Origin of the sequence: Bacillus sp. EU52, assembly GCF_037964975.1 — a bacterium.
Classification (GTDB): Bacteria; Bacillota; Bacilli; order Bacillales; family Bacillaceae; genus Bacillus; species Bacillus subtilis.
Window position 1 is genome coordinate 3,806,351 of sequence record NZ_CP150177.1, and the last position, 24,242, is coordinate 3,830,592.

General features: G+C 47.6%; 25 protein-coding genes. 7 read left to right on the forward strand and 18 right to left on the reverse strand.

Annotated features, from left to right (window positions below):
- Positions 1–10 precede the first annotated feature (10 nt).
- From dltC to NSU05_RS19575, 4 genes are all read left to right on the forward strand, one after another.
- Positions 11–247 carry a D-alanine--poly(phosphoribitol) ligase subunit DltC gene (gene dltC / locus NSU05_RS19560; RefSeq protein WP_003227325.1) on the forward strand — a complete coding sequence of 79 codons (237 nt, stop codon included), beginning with the start codon at positions 11–13 and terminating at the stop codon, positions 245–247.
- Positions 247–1,425: a D-alanyl-lipoteichoic acid biosynthesis protein DltD gene (gene dltD / locus NSU05_RS19565; RefSeq protein WP_003227323.1), complete on the forward strand. Its 1,179-nt coding sequence runs from the start codon at positions 247–249 to the stop codon at positions 1,423–1,425. Before dltC ends, dltD begins: the two co-directional genes overlap by 1 nt.
- A 90-nt stretch (positions 1,426–1,515) precedes the next feature.
- Entirely contained in the window at positions 1,516–2,274 is a 759-nt protein-coding gene (locus NSU05_RS19570; protein WP_029318645.1) for an SDR family oxidoreductase, read from the forward strand.
- Between the two features lie 140 nt (positions 2,275–2,414).
- Positions 2,415–3,506, forward strand: coding sequence for a branched-chain amino acid aminotransferase (locus NSU05_RS19575; protein ID WP_003244231.1), 1,092 nt, complete (start codon positions 2,415–2,417; stop codon positions 3,504–3,506).
- Positions 3,507–3,539: 33 nt separating this feature from the next.
- Here NSU05_RS19575 and licH read toward each other — a convergent pair whose 3' ends face one another.
- From licH to NSU05_RS19610, 7 genes are all read right to left on the reverse strand, one after another.
- On the reverse strand, positions 3,540–4,868 hold the full coding sequence (gene licH, locus NSU05_RS19580) for a 6-phospho-beta-glucosidase LicH (RefSeq protein ID WP_003244285.1): 1,329 nt from the start codon (positions 4,866–4,868) through the stop codon (positions 3,540–3,542).
- Entirely contained in the window at positions 4,865–5,197 is a 333-nt protein-coding gene (licA, locus tag NSU05_RS19585; protein ID WP_014478379.1) for a PTS lichenan transporter subunit IIA, read from the reverse strand. The genes licH and licA overlap by 4 nt, the downstream gene beginning before the upstream one ends.
- A gap of 18 nt (positions 5,198–5,215) precedes the next feature.
- Positions 5,216–6,574 carry a PTS lichenan transporter subunit IIC gene (gene licC / locus NSU05_RS19590; RefSeq protein ID WP_038429849.1) on the reverse strand — a complete coding sequence of 453 codons (1,359 nt, stop codon included), beginning with the start codon at positions 6,572–6,574 and terminating at the stop codon, positions 5,216–5,218.
- Positions 6,575–6,589: 15 nt separating this feature from the next.
- Positions 6,590–6,898, reverse strand: coding sequence for a PTS lichenan transporter subunit IIB (gene licB, locus NSU05_RS19595; protein WP_003218755.1), 309 nt, complete (start codon positions 6,896–6,898; stop codon positions 6,590–6,592).
- 128 nt (positions 6,899–7,026) lie between these two features.
- Positions 7,027–8,946, reverse strand: a complete 1,920-nt coding sequence (gene licR, locus NSU05_RS19600) for a transcriptional regulator LicR (protein ID WP_038429850.1) — start codon at positions 8,944–8,946, stop codon at positions 7,027–7,029.
- A 162-nt stretch (positions 8,947–9,108) separates the two neighbouring features.
- Positions 9,109–9,267, reverse strand: coding sequence for a hypothetical protein (locus tag NSU05_RS19605; protein ID WP_009968374.1), 159 nt, complete (start codon positions 9,265–9,267; stop codon positions 9,109–9,111).
- A 28-nt stretch (positions 9,268–9,295) separates the two neighbouring features.
- Complete coding sequence (locus tag NSU05_RS19610) at positions 9,296–9,886, reverse strand: DNA-3-methyladenine glycosylase (protein WP_029318640.1); 591 nt, start codon at positions 9,884–9,886, stop codon at positions 9,296–9,298.
- A gap of 128 nt (positions 9,887–10,014) precedes the next feature.
- Here NSU05_RS19610 and katX point away from each other — a divergent pair, with 128 nt between their 5' ends.
- Both katX and NSU05_RS19620 read left to right on the forward strand, forming a co-directional pair.
- Positions 10,015–11,658, forward strand: a complete 1,644-nt coding sequence (gene katX, locus NSU05_RS19615) for a catalase KatX (RefSeq protein WP_038429851.1) — start codon at positions 10,015–10,017, stop codon at positions 11,656–11,658.
- 103 nt (positions 11,659–11,761) lie between these two features.
- Entirely contained in the window at positions 11,762–12,964 is a 1,203-nt protein-coding gene (locus NSU05_RS19620; RefSeq protein WP_038429852.1) for an MFS transporter, read from the forward strand.
- Here the strand turns inward: NSU05_RS19620 and NSU05_RS19625 are convergent.
- Genes NSU05_RS19625 through sigY form a run of 6 tightly spaced genes read right to left on the reverse strand, consistent with a single transcriptional unit; the run spans position 12,961 to position 15,865 of the window.
- Positions 12,961–13,737 carry an ABC transporter permease subunit gene (locus tag NSU05_RS19625; RefSeq protein ID WP_003243335.1) on the reverse strand — a complete coding sequence of 259 codons (777 nt, stop codon included), beginning with the start codon at positions 13,735–13,737 and terminating at the stop codon, positions 12,961–12,963. The genes NSU05_RS19620 and NSU05_RS19625 overlap by 4 nt on opposite strands.
- On the reverse strand, positions 13,734–14,621 hold the full coding sequence (locus tag NSU05_RS19630; RefSeq protein ID WP_339204271.1) for an ABC transporter ATP-binding protein: 888 nt from the start codon (positions 14,619–14,621) through the stop codon (positions 13,734–13,736). Before NSU05_RS19630 ends, NSU05_RS19625 begins: the two co-directional genes overlap by 4 nt.
- 6 nt (positions 14,622–14,627) lie before the next feature.
- Positions 14,628–14,816, reverse strand: a complete 189-nt coding sequence (gene yxlE, locus NSU05_RS19635) for a sigma Y negative regulator YxlE (protein WP_003227293.1) — start codon at positions 14,814–14,816, stop codon at positions 14,628–14,630.
- Positions 14,813–15,019: a sigma Y negative regulator YxlD gene (gene yxlD / locus NSU05_RS19640; RefSeq protein WP_003227291.1), complete on the reverse strand. Its 207-nt coding sequence runs from the start codon at positions 15,017–15,019 to the stop codon at positions 14,813–14,815. The genes yxlE and yxlD overlap by 4 nt, the downstream gene beginning before the upstream one ends.
- Positions 15,016–15,336: a YxlC family protein gene (locus tag NSU05_RS19645; RefSeq protein ID WP_046381440.1), complete on the reverse strand. Its 321-nt coding sequence runs from the start codon at positions 15,334–15,336 to the stop codon at positions 15,016–15,018. The genes yxlD and NSU05_RS19645 overlap by 4 nt, the downstream gene beginning before the upstream one ends.
- Entirely contained in the window at positions 15,329–15,865 is a 537-nt protein-coding gene (gene sigY / locus NSU05_RS19650) for an RNA polymerase sigma factor SigY (protein ID WP_015250905.1), read from the reverse strand. Before sigY ends, NSU05_RS19645 begins: the two co-directional genes overlap by 8 nt.
- A 211-nt stretch (positions 15,866–16,076) precedes the next feature.
- Between sigY and NSU05_RS19655 the strand changes: the two genes are divergently transcribed.
- Positions 16,077–17,450 carry a cytosine permease gene (locus tag NSU05_RS19655; protein WP_003244111.1) on the forward strand — a complete coding sequence of 458 codons (1,374 nt, stop codon included), beginning with the start codon at positions 16,077–16,079 and terminating at the stop codon, positions 17,448–17,450.
- 14 nt (positions 17,451–17,464) lie between these two features.
- Here NSU05_RS19655 and NSU05_RS19660 read toward each other — a convergent pair whose 3' ends face one another.
- The 5 genes from NSU05_RS19660 to cydA all read right to left on the reverse strand — a co-directional run bounded on the left by NSU05_RS19660 (position 17,465) and on the right by cydA (position 24,214).
- Positions 17,465–18,295: an NAD(P)H-hydrate dehydratase gene (locus tag NSU05_RS19660; RefSeq protein ID WP_046381441.1), complete on the reverse strand. Its 831-nt coding sequence runs from the start codon at positions 18,293–18,295 to the stop codon at positions 17,465–17,467.
- A gap of 85 nt (positions 18,296–18,380) precedes the next feature.
- Positions 18,381–20,108, reverse strand: a complete 1,728-nt coding sequence (gene cydC / locus NSU05_RS19665; protein WP_046381442.1) for a thiol reductant ABC exporter subunit CydC — start codon at positions 20,106–20,108, stop codon at positions 18,381–18,383.
- A complete protein-coding gene (gene cydD, locus NSU05_RS19670; RefSeq protein ID WP_339204275.1) occupies positions 20,105–21,808 on the reverse strand; it encodes a thiol reductant ABC exporter subunit CydD in 1,704 nt (567 codons plus the stop codon). Before cydD ends, cydC begins: the two co-directional genes overlap by 4 nt.
- Positions 21,808–22,824, reverse strand: a complete 1,017-nt coding sequence (gene cydB, locus NSU05_RS19675; RefSeq protein WP_003244559.1) for a cytochrome d ubiquinol oxidase subunit II — start codon at positions 22,822–22,824, stop codon at positions 21,808–21,810. Before cydB ends, cydD begins: the two co-directional genes overlap by 1 nt.
- Positions 22,808–24,214, reverse strand: a complete 1,407-nt coding sequence (cydA, locus tag NSU05_RS19680) for a cytochrome ubiquinol oxidase subunit I (protein WP_003243795.1) — start codon at positions 24,212–24,214, stop codon at positions 22,808–22,810. Before cydA ends, cydB begins: the two co-directional genes overlap by 17 nt.
- Positions 24,215–24,242 lie beyond the last annotated feature (28 nt).

A 24,242-nucleotide genomic window follows, 5' to 3' on the forward strand; every position in this document is an offset into this window, starting at 1 on the left:
TTAGAAAGCTATGGATTTTAAACAAGAGGTATTAGACGTTTTAGCAGAGGTTTGCCAGGATGACATCGTAAAGGAAAATCCTGATATTGAAATTTTTGAAGAAGGTTTGCTTGATTCTTTTGGAACAGTAGAATTGCTGCTTGCGATTGAAAACCGTTTTGATATTTTAGTGCCGATCACTGAATTTGACCGGGACGTTTGGAATACACCTAACAACATTGTAAATCAGCTGTCTGAGTTGAAATAATGAAAAAGCGTTTTTTCGGGCCAATTATTTTGGCGTTTATTCTATTCGCAGGCGCCATCGCAATTCCATCTTCATGGCTGACAGGCTTCATCACCGATAAGCGTGTGAAAGAGTCAGCAACAGCCTTGAATCCGAGTATGTTTCAAGGGCTATATTTACAAGATCAGATGCTCAAAGATCCGACATATCTTCCGATTTACGGGTCTTCTGAGCTTTCCCGGCTGGACGAGTTCCACCCATCTAATTATTTTCAAGTAAACAATGAGGGATTCACGCCATACCTTGTCGGCAAAGGCGGATCCCAGTCATTGATTCATTCTTTAAACTTCGCTGCCCATATGGATCAGCTGAAGGGCAAAAAAATCGTATTCATCGTGTCTCCGCAATGGTTTATTAAGCGCGGGTCTGATGAACAGCATTTCGCGCCGAACTATTCTGCGCTGCAAGGGCTTGATTTGGCATTTAACGATCAGATCGACCCTGAAATTAAAAAGAAAATGATGAAACGCATGCTGCGCTTTAAGGCTGTGCAAAACGATGCCATTCTTTCTGAGCTGTACAAAGCAATGGTAAACGGCCAGACGTGGAAAGTGAACGCGCTGAAGCCGGCGGCGAAAGTGTATTACAGCATGCTGGAAAAGAAAGATCTGTATTATTCAACGACAGAATCATCCGGGCCAAAGCGCTATATCTCGCAGTCAGTAAAGGATAAGTCATGGTCTGAATTGAATAAACTAGCGGATCAATCGGGCAAACGCCACTCCGGTTCTAACGATTTTCACATCGACAACCCTGTCTATAAAAAGCTGAAGCCGAAAGTGCCTAAGCTGAAAGGGAAAAACAAAGGAAGATCGTATGCGGTGTCACCGGAATATGGCGACTTTGAAATGATGCTCGATATCCTGAAGGATGCGGGCGCAGAGCCTATGTTTGTCACCATTCCTGTTAACGGGAAATGGTACGATTACACGGGCTTCCCGAAAAAAGGACGCACTGACTATTACAAAAAGGTAAATAAACAAATCAGAGCGAAGGGCTTCCAGGTTGCTGATTTCTCAGGGCATGAATATGACCCGTATTTCATGAAAGACACCATTCACATCGGCTGGAAAGGCTGGGTGTATGTCGATAAAGCAATTGACGAATTTTATAAAACCGGAAAAGTCACTTCATCCTGAGCATCTCATAGGACGCGGCTGCATATTTCCTGCTAAGATTTGAAATAGTAAAGGAATCACAGCCAACTTAATTAAGAGGTGTTACATCCAATGAAGATGACAGGCAATACGGTTTTAATCACAGGGGGTTCTGCTGGCATCGGGCTTGAACTGGCCAAGCGCCTGCTGGAAATTGGCAATGAAGTTATCATTTGCGGACGCAGCGAAGCACGTCTTGCAGAAGCGAAGCAGCAGCTCCCAAACATCCATACAAAGCAATGTGATGTTGCAGACCGTTCGCAGCGGGAAGCATTGTATGAATGGGCTTTAAAGGAATATCCGAACTTGAATGTTCTCGTCAACAACGCCGGCATTCAAAAGGAAATTGACTTTAAAAAAGGGACAGAGGAGCTTTTTGTGGACGGTGATGAAATTGAACTTAATTTCCAAGCGCCTGTCCATTTATCCGCCCTTTTCACACCTCATTTGATGAAGCAGCCTGAGGCGGCAATCGTTCAGGTCACATCCGGGCTTGCGTTTAACCCGTTAGCTGTTTATCCGGTGTACTGCGCAACAAAAGCAGCACTTCACTCGTTCTCGCTTACGCTCAGACACCAGCTCCGCGACACGAGCGTGGAAGTGATTGAAATGGCACCGCCTATGGTGGACACGGGCTTAAACCAAAAATCACGCGATAAACAAGGCCTGACGTACCGGGGCATTTCATCTGAAGAATATGTTCAATATTTCTTGGACGGCTTGAAGGAAGGCAAACAGGAGATTACAAATGAACGTGTTGAAGGTCTTCGGGATGCCACTCGCGCCGATTATGACAGGTTATTCGAGCATATGAACACGCAGGAGAATTAATTTCTCCTGCTTTTTTCATATGAATTTCTTACAAATTTGAGCAAACCTATTGCGATTATTTGTTGAAGGTATACAATAGAATATAATTATTTTCAAATAAGTTTGATAATATAAACAATTTAACAGCAGGGAGATTGACCATGACTAAACAAACGATTCGCGTTGAATTGACATCAACAAAAAAACCGAAACCAGACCCAAATCAGCTTTCGTTCGGAAGAGTGTTTACAGACCACATGTTTGTAATGGACTATGCCGCAGATAAAGGTTGGTACGATCCAAGAATCATTCCTTATCAGCCCTTATCAATGGATCCGGCCGCAATGGTCTATCACTACGGCCAAACCGTGTTTGAAGGGTTAAAGGCTTACGTGTCAGAGGATGACCATGTTCTGCTTTTCAGACCGGAAAAAAATATGGAACGCCTGAATCAATCAAACGACCGCCTCTGCATCCCGCAAATTGATGAAGAACAGGTTCTTGAAGGCTTAAAGCAGCTTGTCGCAATTGATAAAGACTGGATTCCAAATGCGGAGGGCACGTCCCTTTACATCCGTCCGTTCATCATCGCAACCGAGCCTTTCCTTGGTGTTGCGGCATCTCATACGTATAAGCTCTTGATCATTCTTTCTCCGGTCGGCTCTTATTACAAAGAAGGCATTAAGCCGGTCAAAATCGCTGTTGAAAGTGAATTTGTCCGTGCGGTAAAAGGCGGAACAGGAAATGCCAAAACCGCAGGAAACTATGCTTCAAGCTTAAAAGCGCAGCAGGTAGCCGAAGAGAAAGGATTTTCTCAAGTACTCTGGCTGGACGGCATTGAGAAGAAATACATCGAAGAAGTTGGAAGCATGAACATCTTCTTCAAAATCAACGGTGAAATCGTAACACCGATGCTGAACGGGAGCATCCTGGAAGGCATTACGCGCAATTCAGTCATCGCCTTGCTTAAGCATTGGGGCCTTCAAGTTTCAGAACGAAAAATTGCGATCGATGAGGTCATCCAAGCCCATAAAGACGGCATCCTGGAAGAAGCCTTCGGAACAGGTACAGCAGCTGTTATTTCCCCAGTCGGCGAGCTGATCTGGCAGGATGAAACACTTTCGATCAACAACGGTGAAACAGGAGAAATCGCAAAAAAACTATATGACACGATTACAGGCATTCAAAAAGGCGCTGTCGCAGACGAATTCGGATGGACGACCGAAGTCGCAGCGCTGACTGAAAGCAAGTAAGAAAAAAGCCGGCCCATTACAGGCCGGCTTTTTTTACGCTTCAATTTTGTTGAAAAACTGCGGCAGATACGCTTTGTGCGCCTCCAGCATTTCGTCTAAAATCTGTTTGGCCACAGTATCGGACGGGACAAGCGGGTTAATCGTCATGGCAAGGAGTGCAGTTTGGTAGTCACCTGTAACTGCCGCTTCTGCCGCGACACGTTCAAAGGATTTGATTTGCTGGACGAGGCCACGGACAGACACCGGCAAGTCGCCGACAGCAATTGGCTTAGGGCCAGTTTTCGTCATCACACAGTTCACTTCAACTGCGGAATCGTCTGGAATGCTCGCTATTGCACCATTATTGATTGTGTTCACCGGCTGAATGTCATGTTTATCATTATAAATGGAGCTGATTAAGTTACATGCTGCATCACTGTAGTAAGCTCCGCCCCGTTTTTCCAGCTGCGGCGGTTTGATCGCAAGGTTCGGATCTTTATAAAGCTCGAACAGCTCTTTTTCGACCTTCTGTACGACTTCTGCGCGGGTGCCCTCCGTTTGTGATGCTTCCAGTTCGTGCTCCAGCATCTCTTTTGTTTTGAAATAGTAACGGTGATAGCCGCAAGGGATGACATTGAGCGCTTTTAAGAAATCCGGTTCCCATTCGGCGCCTGAGATATTTTTCATTGTCATCGCGTTTTTCGGGTCGCCCATCGCCTCGATGACTTGCTCCTTCACACTTACGCCGTCCAAGAAAACATCCAGCCCAAATACCATATGGTTCAGTCCGGCGAATTGGACTTCTACGCGGTCCACATCTACATCAAGCGCTTTGGCTACGCCCATTTTGATGCCAATTGGAACATTACAGAGACCGACGACTTTCTTCAGGTTGGAGTAGCGAAGCAAGGCTTCTGTTACCATGCCGGCAGGGTTTGTGAAGTTAACAAGCCAAGCGTTCGGGCAAAGCTCTTCTATGTCCTTTGCGATCTCAAGGATGACCGGAATTGTGCGCAATCCTTTAAACAGGCCTCCCGGGCCGTTTGTTTCCTGGCCAATCACTCCGTATTTTAGCGGAATGCGCTCATCCTTTGCTCTTGCCTGCAAAAGTCCGACGCGAAATTGAGTCGTGACAAAGTCTGCGTCTTTCAGCGCTTTTCTCCGGTCGAGCGTAAGATGAATGTCGATCGGGACGCCAGCTTTTTCAACCATCCGTTTGGCGAGTGTGCCGACAATATTCAGTTTTTCTTCGCCCTCGGGGATATCGACAAGCCATAATTCTCGGACAGGCAGCTCATCATACCGTTTAATGAACCCCTCCACTAGCTCGGGCGTATAGCTTGAACCTCCGCCAATCGTTACAATCTTCAATCCTTTTGTCATATGCTTGCTCCCCTTTGCTCGGTGATTTTTTCATATAACTCAATGATCTCTGCAGCCATATCCTTCACTGTCATTGCATTCATTAAATGATCCTGTGCATGAACCATCAGAAGCGTCATTTCCGTCTTTTCTCCGCTCGCTTCATTTTGGATCAGCTCTGTCTGATAATGATGGGCTTTTGACAATTCTTCAGCAGCGTCTTGAAGCTTTTTCCGCGCTTCTTCTGCGTCACCGCTTTTCGCAGCGGCAATGGCCTCCATTGCGGAGCTCCTACCGTTTCCTCCGTGAAGGATGATTTGAAAAATGATTTGTTCCATTTCCTCATTCACGCGATTCACTTCCTTTCTCTACAGAGCCGCTTCTTTGTCATCTGATGCTGCAGGCGTTTGGACCAGCTCCATATCGTTTTCTTCTTTCAGCTTCTGCTTATCCCACATTCTGAAGAATGGATAGTAGACAACAAAGGACACGGCAATATTAATGGCTTGCATGACCGCACCTGAGACTTTTCCTCCTGTCGCCAAGTAGCCTGAAAAGATCGGCGGCATGGTCCACGGCACTGCGATACCCGCCGGTTTTGCGACAAGGCCGGTGCTCATTCCGATGTACGTAAGTGTCACTGTGACAAGCGGTGTGATGATAAACGGAAGTAAGAGCATTGGGTTCATGACGATCGGCATTCCGAATATAATCGGTTCGTTAATATTGAAGATGGCCGGGCCGACCGCAAGCTTCCCGAGCTGCTTCATTTGTTTGCTTCGGGCGCGCAGGAACATCGTGACAACCAGTGCCAATGTGGCGCCGCTTCCGCCGATATTGACCCAGATATCGAAAAATTGCTGGGTGAAAATCTTAGGAAGCTCCTCACCGGCTTGGAATGCGATCCGGTTGGCATCCATTGCGCCGTACCAAATTGGTGCCATGACGCCTCCGACAATGTTTGCACCGTGAAGGCCGCAGGCCCATAAAAGCATTTTGACGGCTTCGGCGACAAGGCTTCCTCCAAGGCTTCCTCCCAGAATGGAAAGCGGAGTCCCTAATAAAACGCTTACAATATTATGAAGGCTTTCAAACGGTGTCGCTTCAACAATCAGCCGGGCTGCCCAAATTAGGAAGATGACGGCAAAGCCGGGGATTAACGCGACAAATGACTTGCTTACCGCCGGCGGGACACCGTCCGGCATTTTGAAGACTAAATTGCGCTGGATAATAAGGCGGTAAATCTCTGTGGACACCATTGCGATAATCATGGCGACAAATAGGCCTTTGCTTCCCATGAGCGAAAGCGGAATCCCGCCGCCAACCATGATTTCTTTCGTCGCGCCATCCGGCATAAACGGCACTTGATAAGGTGTTGCTAATAAAAATGCCGCAAGGGAAATGGCTCCGGCCGACAAGGCATCAACACCGTATTTCTCGGCGAGCCGGTAGGCGATGCCGAACGCGGCGACAAGACCCATAATTTCAAAGGTCGCGTCGACTGGGTAGGCCAGTTTTTCAGACCAGGAGCTGCCAAACGTTTTTGCCATAAACTCAGCGTATCCCGGGATCGGGAGGTTGCCAATGATGAGGAAAAAGGAACCGATGATAATCAGGGGCATCGTGAGGATGATACCATCACGCAGCGCCTGCAAATGACGCTGTCCCGCAATTCTTCCCGCTATAGGCATGACCTTTTCTTCTAAGATCTGATTGACTTTATTCACATAGCCCGCCCCTCTCTATGACACATGTCCAAGCTGTTCAGCTGATTTCAGCACTTCCGCCCCGTTGCACGTGCCATAATGGACGGTATTAATGACGTCTACCGGAACCCCCTTTGACTCTCCTAATTTTTTGAGCTGCGGAAGCATGTAACGGACTTGCGGACCGAGAAGCAATACATCCGCTTTATCGATATGATTTTGTACAGAATCGCCTGAAACTGCCCAAATGGTATAGTCTTTTCCCTGTTCCTGCGCACTTTTTTCCATCTTGCTCACCAGTAAGCTAGTAGACATGCCTGCTGCACAAACGAGTAATATATTCATGTAAAAGACCCCCTAGAGTTTAATCAATTTTGTAATGTCCTGCTGTTGCTATCATCATATTATGAAATCGCTTTCATAAACACTCAGGGTTTTTCCGCAGGCAACGGAAAAAAGGTATATACAGGCTGTCAGCTCAGCATTTTTTGGTCAAACACATCCGAAAGCTCTTGATATGAACGACATTTGATCAGCTGGTTCACCGCCGCCGGGTCATCCAAAATGCTGCCAAGCAGTTTATACATGCTTTGCAAATCCGCTTTGTTCTCCTTTTCGACACAAAGCAGACAGACAAATTGAACTCGCTGACTCTCCCAATCGATCGGTTTTTTGAGCGTACAAACGGCCCAAAACGTTGTTTTCGTCTGCGGAACAAGCGGGTGCGGGATGGCAACAAGATTGCCAAAACACGTTGGCGACATGTCTTCTCTTTCAAAAATGGAATCTATGATTTCTTCATCGGCAAAGCCGCATTCGACCGCTTTCTGCCCTAAAAATTGAATCACTTCTTCTTTTGAGCGCAGATCCTCCTGAAAAAAAACGAGTTCTTTTTTTAGGTAGCGATTGGCTTTTTCCTTTTCATCACTCAGAATAGATTCTATTTTTGTAAAGTCAGTTCCGCCTAAGATGGTGTTAACCTTCAGTACTGGTACAGGGAGCTCTTTTTTAATCGGAATGGTGCTGATGACAAAATCAATTGATTCGTAGGACATTTGATCAAGACTATAATACTCAGCCGTTCCAAGAATATCGAGCCGCTTGCCGAAATGGGAACGCAGTTTTTCGCGCAGAAGCTGGGCGCTTCCGGCTCCCGATGCGCATACAATGATACAGCGTTTCGGCGGGCTTTCTGTTTTTTTTCGTTCAATCGCGGCGCCAAAGTGGAGAGCCAAATATCCAATTTCGTTTTCATGAATCTCAATACCCGTTTGTTCCTTTATCACGATTCCGGCAATGATCCCGGCTTCAAAAGCGAGTGGATAATGTTCCTTGATCGCTGCCAGCATCGGATTTCGAAGATTCATGCCGTATCGGTTGCGGCTGATCGCCGGCTTCATATGCAGGGCCAAGCCGATTTTCAGCTCTTTGTCATGCAGGATGCCAAGCTTCAGTTCACGATCAACAGCTTCGATCATGGCAAGTGTCAGCTGATCGGTTTCCTCTTCTATTGAAAATGTGTCCTCTCCGCAATGTGTCATTCGTTTTGTGCCAAGGAGATGCATGGTGATGTAGGCCGTCTCGTCTTTCGGAAACGTAACGGCAAGCGCTGATTCCAGCTCTTTTACGATGGCTTCTGCAGCCTGGTACTCCTTTTGATGCAGGATATGATCCATATCTTTCGGGAAAAGAGATACATAGTTTTCCGTTCTGATCCGTTTACAGGCGATAGCAATATGGATAATGAGGTTATTCAGTCCCATGTTGGACAGAGGGATGCGGTCGTTTTTCATTTTTTTCAAGATGGCGGAACGGATGATCTCAATTTCTTCTTTTGGCAAAATATCAGCCTTTTCATTTAAAACATCTATCTCCGTTTCTCTTTCATCGACAATGTACTCCGCCATGCAGTACCTCATCTGCACCTCGTCCCCGCGCAGCTTGAAGCCGTAATTCGGACGTGTTTCCATGACGATGCGGTAAGGCAGCAGACGTTTCTTTACTTCCTTTAAATCCGTTTGGAGTGTAGATTTTGAGATAAATAGTTCTTCAGCAAGTTCATCGAGCTTGAGATAATGGTCCGCCAGCAGCAGACGTTTCATAAGATAGGCCATTCTCTCCTCCGGCAATACCGGCAGGCCCTTTTTTTGCTGAAATTCATCTTGCAGCAGTGTTCTGAATACTTGCTCGTCATCAATGCGGAGCTTGTAGCCGGAGCCTCTTACAGATTGTACAAAGGCACCGTGGCCGCTTAGCATACCTTGCAGTTCCTTTATATCATTGCGGACTGTCCGCGTCGTTACGTTTAATTGCGCGGCAAAAAACGAACTTGTCACCGGGGCTTCAGCCGCCATCAGCAAGCGCAGAATATCACGTAGTCGCCCATGAAGCATGAGAAAAACCTCCTAACTAGTAGATGCAGGGATTCAGTGAATAGGCAGAAAGGATGATGAAGGGATGCGAAATGTATATAAATTCTATAATGGAGAGAATGGCAAGTCAATGAACATCCGGAGGACTAGAGGGAAAACTGACCTATAAAAAAACAGCCGGGATCAGCCGGCTGTTCTAGATGCGGACATATTCTTTTGTTTAGACGCCTTGCGATCCTTCATGATTTTTCGAACAATCGGGTAAATGACCGGCGCCCATTTGATAACGGTTTTGATCATCTTTTTCAAAGCTCCGATTCTCCCTTCTTTTTTCTCAACCATTCCCCTGATTGCCTCTTCCTTAAACATGCTAACGCGACACGTACCTGTTTCCCGTCACCCAGAAACGCCATGGATAATCGCGTGCCTCCCCGCTGTTGTCAATGCCGATGCGCGGGCCGGTTGAAATTGCTTCCGGTGTGTACCCGCTTTCGATGTAAAGCGGCTGTTCCGTGATCCAGCGTCCGTAGTCATTCATCGTAACGCCAAGCGCTTTCGTCAGCTTTCCGGGTCCGTTTGTCCATTCCCTCGGACTCCTGCCCGGCCTTCTCTCCTCCATTAACAGCTGGCCTTCATGCGGCTCAATCGCCCTGATTAATACCGCTTGCGGAACATCCTCTTCCGCGGCAACGACATTCAGCAATGTATGGGTGTGCATCACATATGTATATACCCGCCCAGCTTCTGCAAACATGATCTCAGTCCGCTTCGTCCGGCGGTTGTTAAAGCTGTGGGCCGCTCTGTCTCCAGCCCCCATATAGGCCTCTGTTTCCACAATATAGCCTGAGGCTATACCTTCGTCTGTTTCTTTTACAAGAAGGCAGCCCAGAAGCGATGGGGCAAGCTCAAGAGCGGTTTTTTGATAAAACGTGATGGGCAGCGGATTTTTTTCTCTCGTCACGAATCGACCTCTCCTTTTACCGATTTTTGTACATTGTACCATTCCCGAAGCAGATCAAAAAAAACGGCTGTTTTAAAATCTTTCCATTCAGGGAATATTGTTACCGTTCAAAAAAGGAGGGCCAACCATTGAAAGATGATCATCAAAACAAGCAGCACCAATCAAATGCCCAAGGAAGCGAGGAAGCGCTTTCCCATAAGACATCCGGGAAAAACGAGTCAGAGGATACCTTAACGAATAGGCAGGGGCATCCTGTTACTGACAACCAGAATGTGAGAACCGTCGGGAATAGAGGGCCTACAACACTTGAGAACTATGATTTTCTCGAAAAGATCAGCCACTTCGACCGGGAACGCATCCCTGAGCGGGTTGTTCATGCCAGGGGAGCAGGTGCACACGGGTATTTTGAAGCGTACGGAAGCTTCGGAGACGAACCGATTTCAACATACACACGGGCCAAGCTCTTTCAGGAAAAAGGCAAGAAAACACCGGCATTTGTCCGTTTTTCAACTGTGAATCATGGAAAACACTCGCCTGAAACATTGAGAGACCCGCGCGGTTTTGCTGTAAAGCTATATACAGAAGACGGAAACTGGGATTTGGTCGGGAACAACCTGAAAATCTTTTTTATCCGCGACCCGCTGAAATTTCCGGATCTTGTACATGCATTTCAGCCTGATCCAGTGACCAACATCCAGGATGGTGAACGTATTTTCGATTTCATTTCTCAATCTCCAGAAGCGACACACATGATTACCTTCTTGTTTTCGCCTTGGGGCATTCCGGCCAATTACCGGCAAATGCAGGGTTCAGGCGTACATGCCTATAAATGGGTGAATGAGAAGGGCAAGGCCGTTCTCGTGAAATACCATTTTGAACCGAAGCAGGGCATCCGCAACCTGACACAGAAGGAAGCAGAAGAGATTCAAGGGAAAAACTTTAACCATGCCACACAGGATTTATATGACGCGATTGAAAATGGCGATTATCCAGAGTGGGAAGTGTATGCTCAAATCATGAGCGATGATGAGCATCCTGAACTTGACTTTGATCCTCTTGATCCGACAAAACTGTGGTATAAAGACGATTTCCCATGGAAACCGATCGGCAAATTGGTTCTGAACAAAAATCCGGAAAACTACCATGTGGAAGTGGAGCAAGCTTCATTTGGAACGGGAGTGCTTGTCGACGGGCTTGATTTTTCAGACGACAAATTGCTCCAGGGGCGTACGTTTGCCTACTCTGATACGCAGCGCTACCGTGTAGGCGCAAATTACCTGCAGCTTCCGATCAACTCGCCGAAAAAGCATGTCGCCACCAACCAGGAAGGCGGGCAGATGCAATATCGGGTCGATAGAGCAGAAGGACAAAACCCGCACGTCAACTATGAGCCATCCATTATGGGCGGGCTGAAGGAAGCGAAGCAGGACGGAAAAGACCATATGCCGCATGTCGAAGGTGATGTAAAGCGTGAAGCGATTGACAGAACAAACAACTTCGGACAGGCTGGAGAAACGTACCGGAGATTTACTGAATTTGAGCGGAACGAACTGATTACGAATTTGGTGAATACGCTTTCTACGTGCCGAAAAGAAATTCAGGATCAAATGATTGAGAATTTCACAAAAGCTGATCCTGACTACGGAAAACGCGTAGCGGAAGGGCTAAAAAAGGTTTCCGAAAACAACAGCAACGGGCCGATCGGCACAACTGAAACGGAACAGGCTGCAAAGCAGGCTGAACAGGAGAGTCATCCGTCTGATCCGTATTAAAAACAGCGAACAGGGCTTTTTTTGAAGCCCTGTTTTTTTATTTTTCTATTGAAACGTTTTCAACAATTGTGTTGTACTGGAAGGAAAGGGGTGGAGAGATACGATGGAATTACAGCAGGACTTGATTCCTCAGAAAAAAACAATCGGCGCCTTAGATCACGCCGTTTTTTTATGCATGGTATTTTGTTTCTGGTTTTCAGGCTATATTTACGTTCCTGTATTCAGTCTGTATTTGGAGGATCTGCACTTTTCATATGGCGCAATCGGCATCATTCTCGGCAGCTACGGGGTCACGCAAATCCTTCTGCGATTCCCGCTCGGCCTTGTGTCAGACATCCTGTTTTCCTTGCGCAAGCAATTGTTAATTGCCGGGTTCGGCTTTTCCGTCCTCAGCAGCCTGCTTTTTCTGATGTTTGATTCTTTCTTCTTCGTGCTGGCCGCCCGGCTTTTCGCGGGAATCACTGCTTCTATGTGGGTGATGGCGACCATTTTATACGCACATTATTTCAACAATGGCAATGCATCAAAAGCAATGGGCATCATGCAGTTTTTTACCGTCATGCCTCAGTTTGCCAGCATTGTGTTCTGCGGGCTTGCGGCAGCCCATTTAGGCAGGCAGGTTCCTTTTTGGATGGCGCTGGCAGCCTCGGTCGCCGGTCTGGTGATCTGCTGCTTTATTAAGGATCCGTCTGCTCCTCCCGCAAACCGTGACACCATTCGTGTCAATCAGTACATCAAAGATACATTGCAGCTGCCAAAGCTGAAGCTTTTCACCATCCTGTCTATGACGGCCCATGCCGTATTATTTATCACAGTATTTTGTTTTACGCCGCTTTACATGAATCAGCTCGGAATGGGTGACGCGGAGCTTCTTTGGGTGATGAGCGCCTTTTTCCTCCCACACGCAGCCGCCACATTAAGCTTTGTGTTTCTGCGCTTTACAAGCCGTATCGCTTACTCCGTGATGCTCATTAGTTTCGCTGTCACCGGGGTCTGTTTGCTATATGTTCCTTTTTCAGCTGCATTGTTCACGGTTTGCATCACACACGCCTGTATCGGACTGGCGCTCGGCTTCGTTTTTCCTCTGTTGCTAAGCCATGTCGTCGAAATCAGTTCTGCCCGATTAAAAATGTCAGTGATGGGGTTTTATCAATCATTTTATGCGCTAGGCATCTTCCTCGGGCCCCTTCTTGCCGGAAAAATCGCACAGCTTGTCGGGCTTGCGGGAGTTTTTTATGGAGCCGGGTTTCTGGCATTTGCCGCCTTTTTTGTGATGCTCGCGCAAAAACGTAACATGATCAATTAATAGCTTTCATACCGCCGGAAGCGCCACACAGAAAACACGGCCAGAAGCATGATGCACAGAATGGAGAAAGTGAGTGACCATCCGAAAAAATCTGCCCGCTCTCCATGAAGAAGGATATGCTCCGCCTGCTTGCAAATCTCAGCCGGAAGCCACTTCGCACCATCTGGAAATAGTGAAACAGCAAAGGAAACGGCTGCTGTGAGCCCGATCCCGCAAGCCGCAGCTGCTCCGACAGACCGGAATATCGTACTTCCGGCAAGGCCGGCGGTCACAATAAATATCACCCAAAGCGCGTAAAGGCCAAGGCTTGCGGCAAAGCGGCTGAATGATGCGTCCTCAAACAGCAGCCGGACGTAATAATAAGCAAGCCCGTATCCAGCTGCAAACGACATAATGCCGATCACGCTTTGGATGAGCCATTTACTCACGATATAATGGGCTGCCGTCACAGGCCGCGACATAATCAGCGCTGTTACCCCTTGATTTCTTTCATTGGCTACACTGCCCATCACGCTAAAGATGACCAGAGCCATGCCAAGCGTGTTGAATTGAGAAAGCGTGCTTACCATCACTTCAGACCCGGAGGGCATCGTAAAACTGATTTTCATGCCGTCAGGAAGGTTCCCTCCATGTGCGATGATTTCCGGCATATAATAAATGGTCAGCGGCTGTGTCAGCCCGACGATCATCATCGCAATCGGCAGCCAAATCAGCTTGCCGCTTTTCCATCCTTCCAGCCACTCCTTCTGCAAAAGCGCCATCATCACCTTCATGCGTGCACCACCTTTAGATAGACGTCTTCTAGAGACTCCGTTTTCTGTTCAAATCGGGTGACGGTCAATCCCTTTCGGATACAGTCACTTAATAATGACCGGCCAGCTTGTATATCAGGCAGCTCGAAAACAGCTTGGGACGGATTTTTATAGACAATAGCTGAGACGTAAGGCTTCTCTTCAAGCCAGCCTTCCAGCTTCTCTTTCACTGAAAGGGTAAAAACGTTCGTTTGCTGCTGTTGTTTCAGCTCCTGTAACTCGCCTTTCCATGAAATTTCACCATTTTTCATAATCACCACTTGATCACACACCTGCTCTGCATCGTGCAAAACATGTGTAGAAAACAGAACGGCCATATGCTTTTTCAGCTCCCGCATCATGTCCAGCACCTCGAACCGTCCTGTCGGATCAAGCGCAGACACCGGTTCATCCAATATCAAAAACTTCGGTTTATGGAGCAGTGCCTGTGCCAGACCGAGTCTTTGTTTCATTCCTCCTGAATAGCCCCCGATCCTTTTGTGCTCCGCTTCATGCAAACCCACAAATTCCAGCATCTCGCCGATTTCCTCTTGGCATTTTCTCTTCGAAAGGCCGGACAGTCTCCCCGCAAATGTCAAAAATTCATTTGCGGTCATCCAGGAATAAAAAGCTGGATACTGCGGGAGGTACCCAATCAAACGCCGATCCGGCTTTTTTTCTCCTAACAGCTTAATGTTTCCGGAGGTTGGCGAAAGCAGTCCGGCCAGCATTTGCAGAGTCGTGGTTTTGCCGGCTCCATTAGGTCCTAATAGTGCGACACACTCATTTTCATTCACGTGAAAACTGACATTCTTTACAGCTTCATGATGCCTGTACGATTTGCATAATGATTCAATAGACAGCATATCGGCTTACCTTTGCTTTCTGCCGACGGTAAAAAACAAAATCGGCCCAATAATATTGATACATACAATGATTGCAGCCCACATCCACTTTGGACCGTTTGTCCGCTCTTCTTTTATACAGCTGATAAGGGCAAACACCGCCAAAGCCAGCTGTAATACAATCAGCGGCAAAATCATTTCCCAAGAAATATTCATTGCTTGATCCCCCTTTTCTTCCGATCCGGCCTAATGACAAAAAAGTAATAACAAATCAGAGGCATCGGTGCTTGAATCAATCCGACAATCCCCCAAACCCATGCCATGCGATTACGTTTTTTCGCATCAATAAATAAAAAGATTCCCTGCGCCAATACGATGAGACAAGCCGCAACCGTTATGATAATTTCTGTTTGTGTCATCCGCGTTTCACCTCGCATTCGCCGAGATGCCTTTTTTTCTCAGCCGCAATCAAAATCGGCAGCACCGCAAGCACACAAACCTGAAGCACAATAAACACAGCAGGAACTTGAGTGAAAGCTAAGATTGCAGCACTCACAACCATCAGCGCGCAGAATACAAATAAAATGATCTCTTGAAGAAGTTTTTTTCTGCATTCAGCTTTCATTTGTGACAGCTGGTGAAGCAGTTCTTTTTGATTCGGTATAGAGGGATTGGCTGTTTGATCAATTTTTTTCCATTCTGACTTTAAATGATCAGAAAGCTTTTCTTTATTCATCGTCCCACTCCTTTCTGATTTGCTGGAGCCCTTTATGAACTCTGGACTTTACAGTGCCTTCTTTGATTTGAAGCATCACCCCGATTTCAGCGTAGGTATAGCCGTAGTAATGCCTTAATAAAACCGGTGTGCGCAGTTTAGGGTCCAGCTTTGAAAACAGATCGAGCGTTTCGCTCCACTCTGCCCCTTTCGCCGACACGTCCCACTTGATCTTGCGGATTGTTTCCTCCGTAACTGTCTGATTCCGTTTCCATTCTCTCTTTCTCTTTTTCTGGTGATCGAGATAGAGCCGCGATGCAATGGAGATCAGCCATGTGGAGAATTTTGAACGGCCCTGAAAGCTTCTTAAATGGATGTACCCTTTCAGAAAGGTTTCCTGAACAAGTTCCTCGCTGAGATCGGGGTGAAGGGAAAGCTTTAACAAGTATTTATATAAGAAAGAATAGTGATAGTGGAAAAGGGCTGTAAACGCCTCGTCGTTTCCCTCTTTCGCCTGCTGGATCAGCCGCTGTTCTTCATGTGTATCCAATGACCGTGATCCCCCCTTTTTTGTTTTTCTGCCTTATGAGACGACACCGGATTCAAAAGCGTTCATCTTTTTTACAATTCTTTTCAGCCATTGACAGATCAGGCTTCCCGGCCGTTTGGCTGCATATCCTTATTTGTAAACCCCCTTATAGTCTGTTAAGCTATGACTTTATGTCGATTTCAAAAAAACATCCAATATGGAGGACGATGCATTGAAAGTAGAAAGGCGAACGATTGAATATATTCCGAATGAAGAAAGACATGGTAAAGCGAAAGATTTATTTCCCGTATGGTTCGGGGCTAATATGCATATCACCACGTTAGTGACCGGCACGATTCCCGTTGCAATGGGACTTAATCTGTTTTGGAGTGTTGCCGCTATTATTTGCGGAACCTTAATCGGTGCCATATTTATGGCGTCTCATTCCGCGCAAGGCCCTCAGCTAGGCATCCCGCAAATGATTCAAAGCCGTGCCCAATTCGGCGTAATCGGAGCGATTCTTCCCCTCTTCTTAGTCATGTTTATCTACCTTGGTTTCTTCGCAAGCAGCACGATTCTGGCGGCCGGAACCTTAAGCAGCTTTGTTCCCATCCCGGGATCATGGAGCATTATAGGCTTAAGCGCCGTATGTTTTTTACTCACCATTTTCGGCCATGATTTGATTCACAAAATGCAAAAAATCCTTTCTTGGACCTCTTTTGCTGTATTTTTTGCTGCAACGATTCTCATTTTTCAATTGCCGATTCCAGCAGGCAGCTGGATTCCCGGAGCGATTGATCTGCCAATTTTCTTGGTGGCAGTCAGCGCAGTTGCGACGTGGCAGCTTGCCTACGCGCCGTACGTTGCCGATTATTCAAGATATCTGCCAGTTAAAACACCGGCTTCAAAAACATTTTGGTACAGCTATGCAGGTACATCTGTCAGCTCCATCTGGATGATGCTGCTCGGCGCATTGCTGACAACCTCACTTCCTGACTTTACGGCAAACTCAGGCAGCCAGATTGTCCAATTGTTCGGTCCCTTCTCGTTTATTATGCTGATCATTGTGTTATTTGGGCAAATGGCAATCAATGTTTTTAACCTGTATGGGGCCTTCATGTCCACGACAACAACGCTGGAGCCGTTTCTGAAATTAAAAGTCACGCCCAAAGTCAGAATCATCATGATCCTGGGTGTCACGCTTGTCGGCACAGTCTTAAGCCTACTGGGACAGAGCAATTTTATGGAGCTGTTTTTGAATTTTATCTTTTTCATCAGTTATTTCTTAATTCCGTGGACGGCAATCAATTTAGTCGATTACTACTTCGTTCGCCACGGAAAGTATCAAGTCAAAGCCATGTTCGACGTAAACGGGCCTTATGGAAAGGTCAATTGGATCACCACAATTGCGTTCGTTCTGTCTATCTTGCTGGAAATTCCGTTTATCAACACAAGCTTTTACATCGGACCGCTTGCCAAAATGTTTGGCGGCGGAGACATCGCATGGATTATCGGCTTGGCCGTGCCTTCTGTGCTTTACTATGTATTAATGAAACCGCGTCTGAAAAAACGGGCGGGGTATCAAGAAAAGCTGTCTTCTCTCTGAAGACAGCTTTTTTATCATTCAAATCGTTTCCACACGCGGGGCAGGATGTCAGATAGCTCATGAGCGAGCAACGTATGAGCGGAGTGCTCGTCCATCCAGAGCTCGGCGCACGCACCATGCAAATAGACCGCGTTTAATATGGCGTGCTTTGGATCTTCATGGCAGCAGAGCATCCCCAATATCATGCCCGTCAGCGTGTCACCGGTTCCGCCCTTGGCGAGCGCCCCGTTTCCGGTTGGATTGAGCCAGCAGTCTCCATCAGGAAACGCGATGACGGTTTGGTTTCCTTTTAACACAATGACAGTCTGCAGCTGAGCCGCCCATTCCTTTGCATATTCCGCTCTTTTTTTCTGCAATTCGTTCACGGGCACCCCTGTCATTCGGGAAAACTCGCCCGGGTGCGGCGTGAGGATGACGGGGGCCTCCCGTTTCGGATATGTGCGCTTCGCCAGCGCTCCGGCATCCAAAATAACAGGACAATCAGCCGCAAGCACATGATCGACTGCCTGCTGTACGCTTTCCGTTTGCGGAAGGCCCGGTCCGATGGCAATGGCCCGGTACGTCTCTTCAAGCTGAGCATCCGCCGCCTTTTTCCAGCCGTCACGCCAATAGGTCGCCTCGGGCAAAACAGGAACAATTAGCGGGATTACGCTTTCTGATGTACCGATGACAAGCTTGCCGAGACCGCTCCGCATGGCCCCAAGCCCTGCAAGCAGCGCTGCCCCCGGCATGTCGTCACTTCCAGCCAGCAGCAAAGCCGTACCGTACGTGCCTTTATGGCTCTCCGCATCTCTTTCAGGAAGCGTGGCCCTTACATGCTCTTCCGTCCAATATGGAACATTCATCTCTATCCCTCCTCTGCTTTCTTTTCCTATTTTTCCTGTCCCTTTTCTTTTTCAAACAAAAAAGACAGCCTTTTAGGGCTGTCTTCTATTTTACAGGAACATCAAGGTGATACAGGCGGCTGTACCGTTCGTTTGCCGCCAGAAGCTCCTCATGGGTTCCTTCCATTTCTGTTTTGCCGTTTTCGAGAAATACGATTTTATCAGCCGCTTCCACTCCCGCGAGATGGTGGGTAATCCATAAAATCGTTTTTCCTTTCAGCACCTCAAACACCGTTTCCATCAATTCACGTTCGGTAATAGGATCGAGGCCGACTGTTGGCTCATCGAGGATGATGATCGGTGTATCCTGCAGCAAAATCCTCGCAAGTGCGATCCGCTGGCGCTCTCCACCGGAAAAACGGATGCCGGTTTCTTGTACAGAGGTATGATATCCATCAGGCAATGACTCAATGTAGTCATGCAGCTTGACCTGCTTTGCGGCGCGGCGCACATCCTCGTCGCTTGCTTCTCCGTTTCCGAGCCTGATGTTGTTCAAAATACTTGTATCAAACAGGTGCGGTTTTTGATTTAACACGGCCACCGCATCCGCAATCTGATCCTTTAACAGCGCTGTCTCCACTCCGTTTAACGTCACAGAACCGGAGTCCGGTTTCAAGGCGCCTTCGATTAATGCAAGCGATGTTGATTTCCCAGAGCCGCTTCGGCCGAGCAGCGCCATTTTTTCTCCTTGGCGCAGCGTAAAGGAAAAGTTGTGCAGCACTTGGCTGCTGTTGTCATAAGAAAACGTCACATCACGAAAGGCCAAGGTGACATCTTGAAGATCGAGAATTTGATCCCCTGATTCAGTTTGTGACGCCTCCGGCTGAGGAGCCACCTTGTTCATGCGTCTGATAGAATCCTGATAGCCCGGCACTTCGCCTAAGGCATCCGAAAGCGGCAAAAAGGCTTCCGTCAACGGAAACACCACTAGCACAAAAGCGGCAATCATCGTTTTAGCGAGCTCGCCGTCCGCTTGCTGTCCCGCTGTCCAAAACAGCATCAGCAAAATAAGGCCAGCGACAAGGCATTGCGCAGCAAAGTCCCGCCATCTTGTAAAGCGTTGTTTTTTCCGTTCAAGCTCAAACCAATCACGTTCCTCTTTTTCATAAGCATCAATAAAAGCATGCCGGCGTCCGCTGAACATCCAGTCGCTGACACCCATCACAGCATCTGTCAGACGGCTGTACAGCACATTCCGTCCGCTTTTCAGCTTCGCATTCTTCGCTCTCGTCACGAGCAAAGACACAACCGGAAACAATACAACAAGAACAAACAAATACAGCGCAAGCAATATGGCAAACGGCCAAGAGAAGAAGCCGAGCGCTATCACTGACACAGCATACAGGAGCAAGGCTGAGATCGCAGGAAAAATCGTTTTTAAGAATGCATCCTGCAAATGCTCAATATCCTCAGACAAAATGCCGAGCATATCCCCCGTGCGAAAACGGGAACGCAGCATCAAAGCACCCGGCTCAAGCATATTGTAAAGGCGGACGCGCATGTCGGATACGATTTTCAAAATGATGTGATGCCCGACGAGCCGTTCCACATATCGCGACACAGACCGCGCAATCCCAAAGGTGCGCACAGCGACAATCGGCACATAAATGAGCAGAATGTTTTCCGGCCTTGTCGCCGCTTTAGAAATCAAAAAACCTGAGGTGAACATGAGAAAAGCAGCAGAAAAAATCGTCACCGCGCCCAAAAAGATAACCAGAACAAACAGGCGGGCATTTTGCTTGATATACGGCAAAATCCATTCTTCTTTCTTCATGCTCTTTCCCCCAGTTGTGCCTTCACGAGTTTGGTATACACACCGTTTTTCTCCAGCAGTTCATTGTGAGTCCCGATTTCCGCAACCCTGCCTCTGTCCAGCACGATAATTTCGTCCATATCGAGCATCCAGTGAAGGCGGTGAGTCGCGAGAAAGACGAGCTTATCCTCAAATAAATCCAGCATCGTTTCTTTTATTTCATATTCTGTTTCGATATCAAGATGGGCGGTCGGCTCATCCAGCAGCAGGATCGGACGGTTTCCCAAAAAGGCGCGGGCCAGCGCGACACGCTGTGCCTGGCCGCCGCTGAGCGCCCGGCCGCCTTCCCCGATCCGCCCCTCTAATCCTTCAGGAAGGTTATCCACCAGCTCCGCCAGTCCCGCCGCCGCAGCAGCACGGGCTGTATCCTCTGCCGAAGCGCTTGGATGGTAGAAGCGAATGTTGTTCCCCAACGTATCATCAAAAATGTACGGATGCTGAGGGATGTACAGAAGGTTCTTCTGCCAGCTGCCGACCTGCAAATGGGACCGGCTTGTACCATTAACCTCAATCATTCCGCCATCCGGCTCTAAAAATCCGCCGAGAATATCAATTAATGTTGATTTTCCGGCGCCGCTTGCACCGATAATGCCGATTTTTTTCTTGCCTTTGAATGAGAGATGAATATCAGACACCGAACGGCCGACTGACACGCCTGACAGCTTCAGCTCATCCTGATCGGACCAAGCTTCGAGCTGAAGCGGCGTCTCTTCTTTAAAACCAGGCTGCGACAAAATCTCTTGAATGGTTTTTCCTGCTTCCTGGCCGTTCAGCGTTGCATGATAATCATTCCCCACTTCCCGCACCGGCAAAAAATACTCAGGCGCCAGAATAAGCGCCGTTAAAGCAGGGCCAAGCAAAATATCGCCGTCAATGAGGCGCAGGCCCAGAAATACTGCGACTGTCGCCACCGACAGCATCGTGAAAAAATCGAGGGCGAATGATGACAAAAACGCCACCCGGAGTGTGCTCATCGTTGCCTTGCGATACCGCTCACTCACATAGAAAATATTTTTGCTGTGTGACTTGCTCAAACCTAGGAAACGCAATGTCTCCAGCCCGCGAAGAGAATCAACAAAATGATTGGAAAGTCTCTGATAGGATTTCCACTGACGATCCGCTTTTCTCTGCGCGACAAGGCCGAGGAGAATCATAAAGATGATCAGAATCGGCATAGCAGCGACTAAAATGATGGCTGATGTCCGATCCTGAAAAAACACATAAATGACAACTGCCGCAGGCACAATCGCCATGCTGACCATTTTCGGCAGAAACAGCTCCAGGTAGCGGCGGAACTGGCTGATGCCTTCCATCGCCAGCGTCACCATTTGCCCCGTCCCCTCTTTCTTTGCAAAGCGGGGGCCTAATCGGAACAGCTGATCAAGAAAACTTTTTCTCAAATCTGCTCCTGTCCGGGCGGCGTATTGATAGACGATTTTCTGTCGCGCCACCGTCACCCCGTGCCGGGCGATAAAAGCGATGAGGAAAAAGCCGATCACCGGAAAAAGGGAAGTAATGCCCTTCCCGTTGAACAGTCCGGTTACGGCCTCACTCAGCCACTCTGCCTGCATAATAATGGCGGCTGTCTGAATCAGCGTTAAACAAGTAATCACGGTGAGAATCCGCTTCATTCCTTTATATCGAAACAGGTCTTTTCCCATTAATAAGTCATAGGCTCCTTATGGCTGACGCGCTTCCGGAAGACATAATAGCTCCAGATCTGGCTGCCGATGACGAACGGCAATAGCGTTAATGCTGCAATTGACATGACTTTAAGCGAATAATCTCCGGAAGAAGCGTTAGCTACTGTTAAATCGTATGCGCTATGAAGCGAGCTGACCATTACGCGAGGGAATAGGGAAATAAAGATCATTCCCACGGTCAGCGCCAGACCAGCGCCTGTCATCCCAAATGTCCAGCCGTCTTTTTTCTTACGAATAAATACAGCCGCGAGCATAAAGCAGATGACAATCAAAACAGCGAGCGGAATGGTAATCTCGCCGCGGCGTGTAAACATGTCTGTCTGATACGCAGAAAGGGCCGCGAAGGCAAGAACCGCTACAAAAACAACACCCATTATCTTTTGCGCCATTTTCCGGGCGCGGTTTTGCAAATCACCAATCGTACGCAGCGTGATAAACATTAATCCATGCTGGAAGCAAAGAAGTGTTACCGTCACACCGCCAAGTATAGAATATACATTGATATAATCAGATACATGTGCGTGAATGTTCATGTCGGCATCAATCGGCATCCCGCGGAATAATGTCGTGAACAGCACACCAAGCACAAACGGAGGAATCAGACTGCCGAAGAAAACGACCCAGTCCCAAACCTTTACCCATTTTAAATGATCCACCTTGCCGCGGAACTCAAACGCGACCCCGCGGCCCATTAACGCAAGCAGCACTATGACAAACGGAATGTAATAACCGCTCAGCATCGTCGCATACCAGTTTGGGAATGCCGCGAAAATGGCGCCTGCGCCAGTCAAAAGCCAGACTTCATTCGCGTCCCAGAACGGCCCGATCGTGTTGATCAGCACTCTGCGTTCTAATTCATTATGGCCAAGAAAACGTGTCGCCATGCCGACCCCGAAATCAAAGCCTTCCAAAAAGAAGAATCCTACAAACAATACAGCAACGAGTATAAACCAAAGATCATGAAGAGATGCCATGGTATACCTCCTGACTAAATGGATCTGTTGATACAGGCACATCATGATGATTATCATGCTCCGCGCCTTTTTTAATCTCACGGATAAACAAGAAGACAAGCAGCGCGCCCAGAATCATGTACATCACACCGAATGCGATGATTGAGAATAACAAGGAACCCGCTGTTACGTTAGGCGACACGGATTGAGCAGTTGTCATTAAACCCATAACCGTCCAAGGCTGACGCCCGATTTCTGTCATAATCCAGCCCGCGGAGTTCGCAAGAAACGGGAAGGAAATCAACGCGATCATGATGCGCAAATACCATTTGCTGTTTTCAAGCTTTTTGCGGCGGTTTAACCAGAGGCCGCCTAACGCAGCAAGGATCATGACAACGCCTGCGCCAACCATGATACGGAAGCTCCAGAATGTCGTTTTCACTGGCGGAATGTAGTCGCCTTTTCCGTATATTTTTTCGTACTCAGCCTGAAGGGTTTTCATCCCTTTGACACTTCCGCTGAATTTCTGATAAGCCAAGTAGCTCAAGGCATAAGGAACTTTGATTTCATTTGAGCTTTTTTCATTTTTTGTATCGATCGTCGCAAAAGCGGTCCAAGCAGCAGGGTCACCGCTGTCTTCCCATAGACCTTCACTGGCAGCCATTTTCATCGGCTGTGATTCCATCAAGTGCTCAGCCTGCATGTGTCCGCTAAGGCCGACGCCAAGACCGGCACAAAGGCCGACGATCATTGCGAGTTTAAAAGATTGCTTAAAGAACGGCACTTCTTTTTTCTTCAGCAGTTTAAAAGCACTCACTCCGGCAATAAAGAAAGCTCCAGTGGCAAGCGCACCGAAAATAACGTGCGGGAATTCAACCCAAAGCTGAGGGTTTGTAATCAACGCGCCAAAATCATTCATTTCCGCGCGGCCGTTTTTGATCGTAAAGCCGACCGGCTCCTGCATAAAGGAGTTTGCTGTTAAAATCCAGAAAGATGACATGATCGTTCCGAATGATACGAGCCATATGCAGAGCGCGTGAATTTTCTTCGGCAGGCGGTCCCAGCCAAAAATCCATAATCCGATAAAAATAGATTCCATGAAAAACGCCAATAATGCTTCAATCGCAAGCGGAGCGCCAAATACATCTCCGACAAAACGGGAGTAATCTGACCAGTTCAGTCCAAACTGGAATTCTTGCAAAATCCCCGTTACAACACCGACTGCGAAATTTATTAAGAATAAGTGTCCCCAAAACTTTGCCATTTTGAGATACAGCTCATTTTTCTTTACAAGATAAAGAGTCTCCATCAACGCAACCATAAACACAAGCCCGATAGACATCGGCACAAACAAGAAGTGAAACAACGTTGTTGATGCAAATTGTATGCGGGCTAATACCAATTCACTCATGCTTTCTCCTCCATTTCCGGTTAAAACT

What these genes read in the sequence shown, in the direction of transcription:
- cydC (WP_046381442.1), bottom strand. Translation starts at nt 20,108, where the DNA reads ATGAAGAAAGAAGAATGGATTTTGCCGTATATCAAGCAAAATGCCCGC.
- dltC (WP_003227325.1), top strand. Translation starts at nt 11, where the DNA reads ATGGATTTTAAACAAGAGGTATTAGACGTTTTAGCAGAGGTTTGCCAG.
- cydA (WP_003243795.1), bottom strand. Translation starts at nt 24,214, where the DNA reads ATGAGTGAATTGGTATTAGCCCGCATACAATTTGCATCAACAACGTTG.
- licB (WP_003218755.1), bottom strand. Translation starts at nt 6,898, where the DNA reads ATGAATATATTACTCGTTTGTGCAGCAGGCATGTCTACTAGCTTACTG.
- yxlE (WP_003227293.1), bottom strand. Translation starts at nt 14,816, where the DNA reads ATGAATATTTCTTGGGAAATGATTTTGCCGCTGATTGTATTACAGCTG.
- dltD (WP_003227323.1), top strand. Translation starts at nt 247, where the DNA reads ATGAAAAAGCGTTTTTTCGGGCCAATTATTTTGGCGTTTATTCTATTC.
- licR (WP_038429850.1), bottom strand. Translation starts at nt 8,946, where the DNA reads ATGCTTCATGGGCGACTACGTGATATTCTGCGCTTGCTGATGGCGGCT.
- cydB (WP_003244559.1), bottom strand. Translation starts at nt 22,824, where the DNA reads ATGGCATCTCTTCATGATCTTTGGTTTATACTCGTTGCTGTATTGTTT.
- NSU05_RS19575 (WP_003244231.1), top strand. Translation starts at nt 2,415, where the DNA reads ATGACTAAACAAACGATTCGCGTTGAATTGACATCAACAAAAAAACCG.
- NSU05_RS19630 (WP_339204271.1), bottom strand. Translation starts at nt 14,621, where the DNA reads ATGCTGTCTATTGAATCATTATGCAAATCGTACAGGCATCATGAAGCT.
- NSU05_RS19570 (WP_029318645.1), top strand. Translation starts at nt 1,516, where the DNA reads ATGAAGATGACAGGCAATACGGTTTTAATCACAGGGGGTTCTGCTGGC.
- NSU05_RS19620 (WP_038429852.1), top strand. Translation starts at nt 11,762, where the DNA reads ATGGAATTACAGCAGGACTTGATTCCTCAGAAAAAAACAATCGGCGCC.
- NSU05_RS19645 (WP_046381440.1), bottom strand. Translation starts at nt 15,336, where the DNA reads ATGAATAAAGAAAAGCTTTCTGATCATTTAAAGTCAGAATGGAAAAAA.
- NSU05_RS19660 (WP_046381441.1), bottom strand. Translation starts at nt 18,295, where the DNA reads ATGAATGTTCCATATTGGACGGAAGAGCATGTAAGGGCCACGCTTCCT.
- cydD (WP_339204275.1), bottom strand. Translation starts at nt 21,808, where the DNA reads ATGGGAAAAGACCTGTTTCGATATAAAGGAATGAAGCGGATTCTCACC.
- licH (WP_003244285.1), bottom strand. Translation starts at nt 4,868, where the DNA reads ATGACAAAAGGATTGAAGATTGTAACGATTGGCGGAGGTTCAAGCTAT.
- NSU05_RS19605 (WP_009968374.1), bottom strand. Translation starts at nt 9,267, where the DNA reads ATGGTTGAGAAAAAAGAAGGGAGAATCGGAGCTTTGAAAAAGATGATC.
- NSU05_RS19625 (WP_003243335.1), bottom strand. Translation starts at nt 13,737, where the DNA reads ATGAAGGTGATGATGGCGCTTTTGCAGAAGGAGTGGCTGGAAGGATGG.
- yxlD (WP_003227291.1), bottom strand. Translation starts at nt 15,019, where the DNA reads ATGACACAAACAGAAATTATCATAACGGTTGCGGCTTGTCTCATCGTA.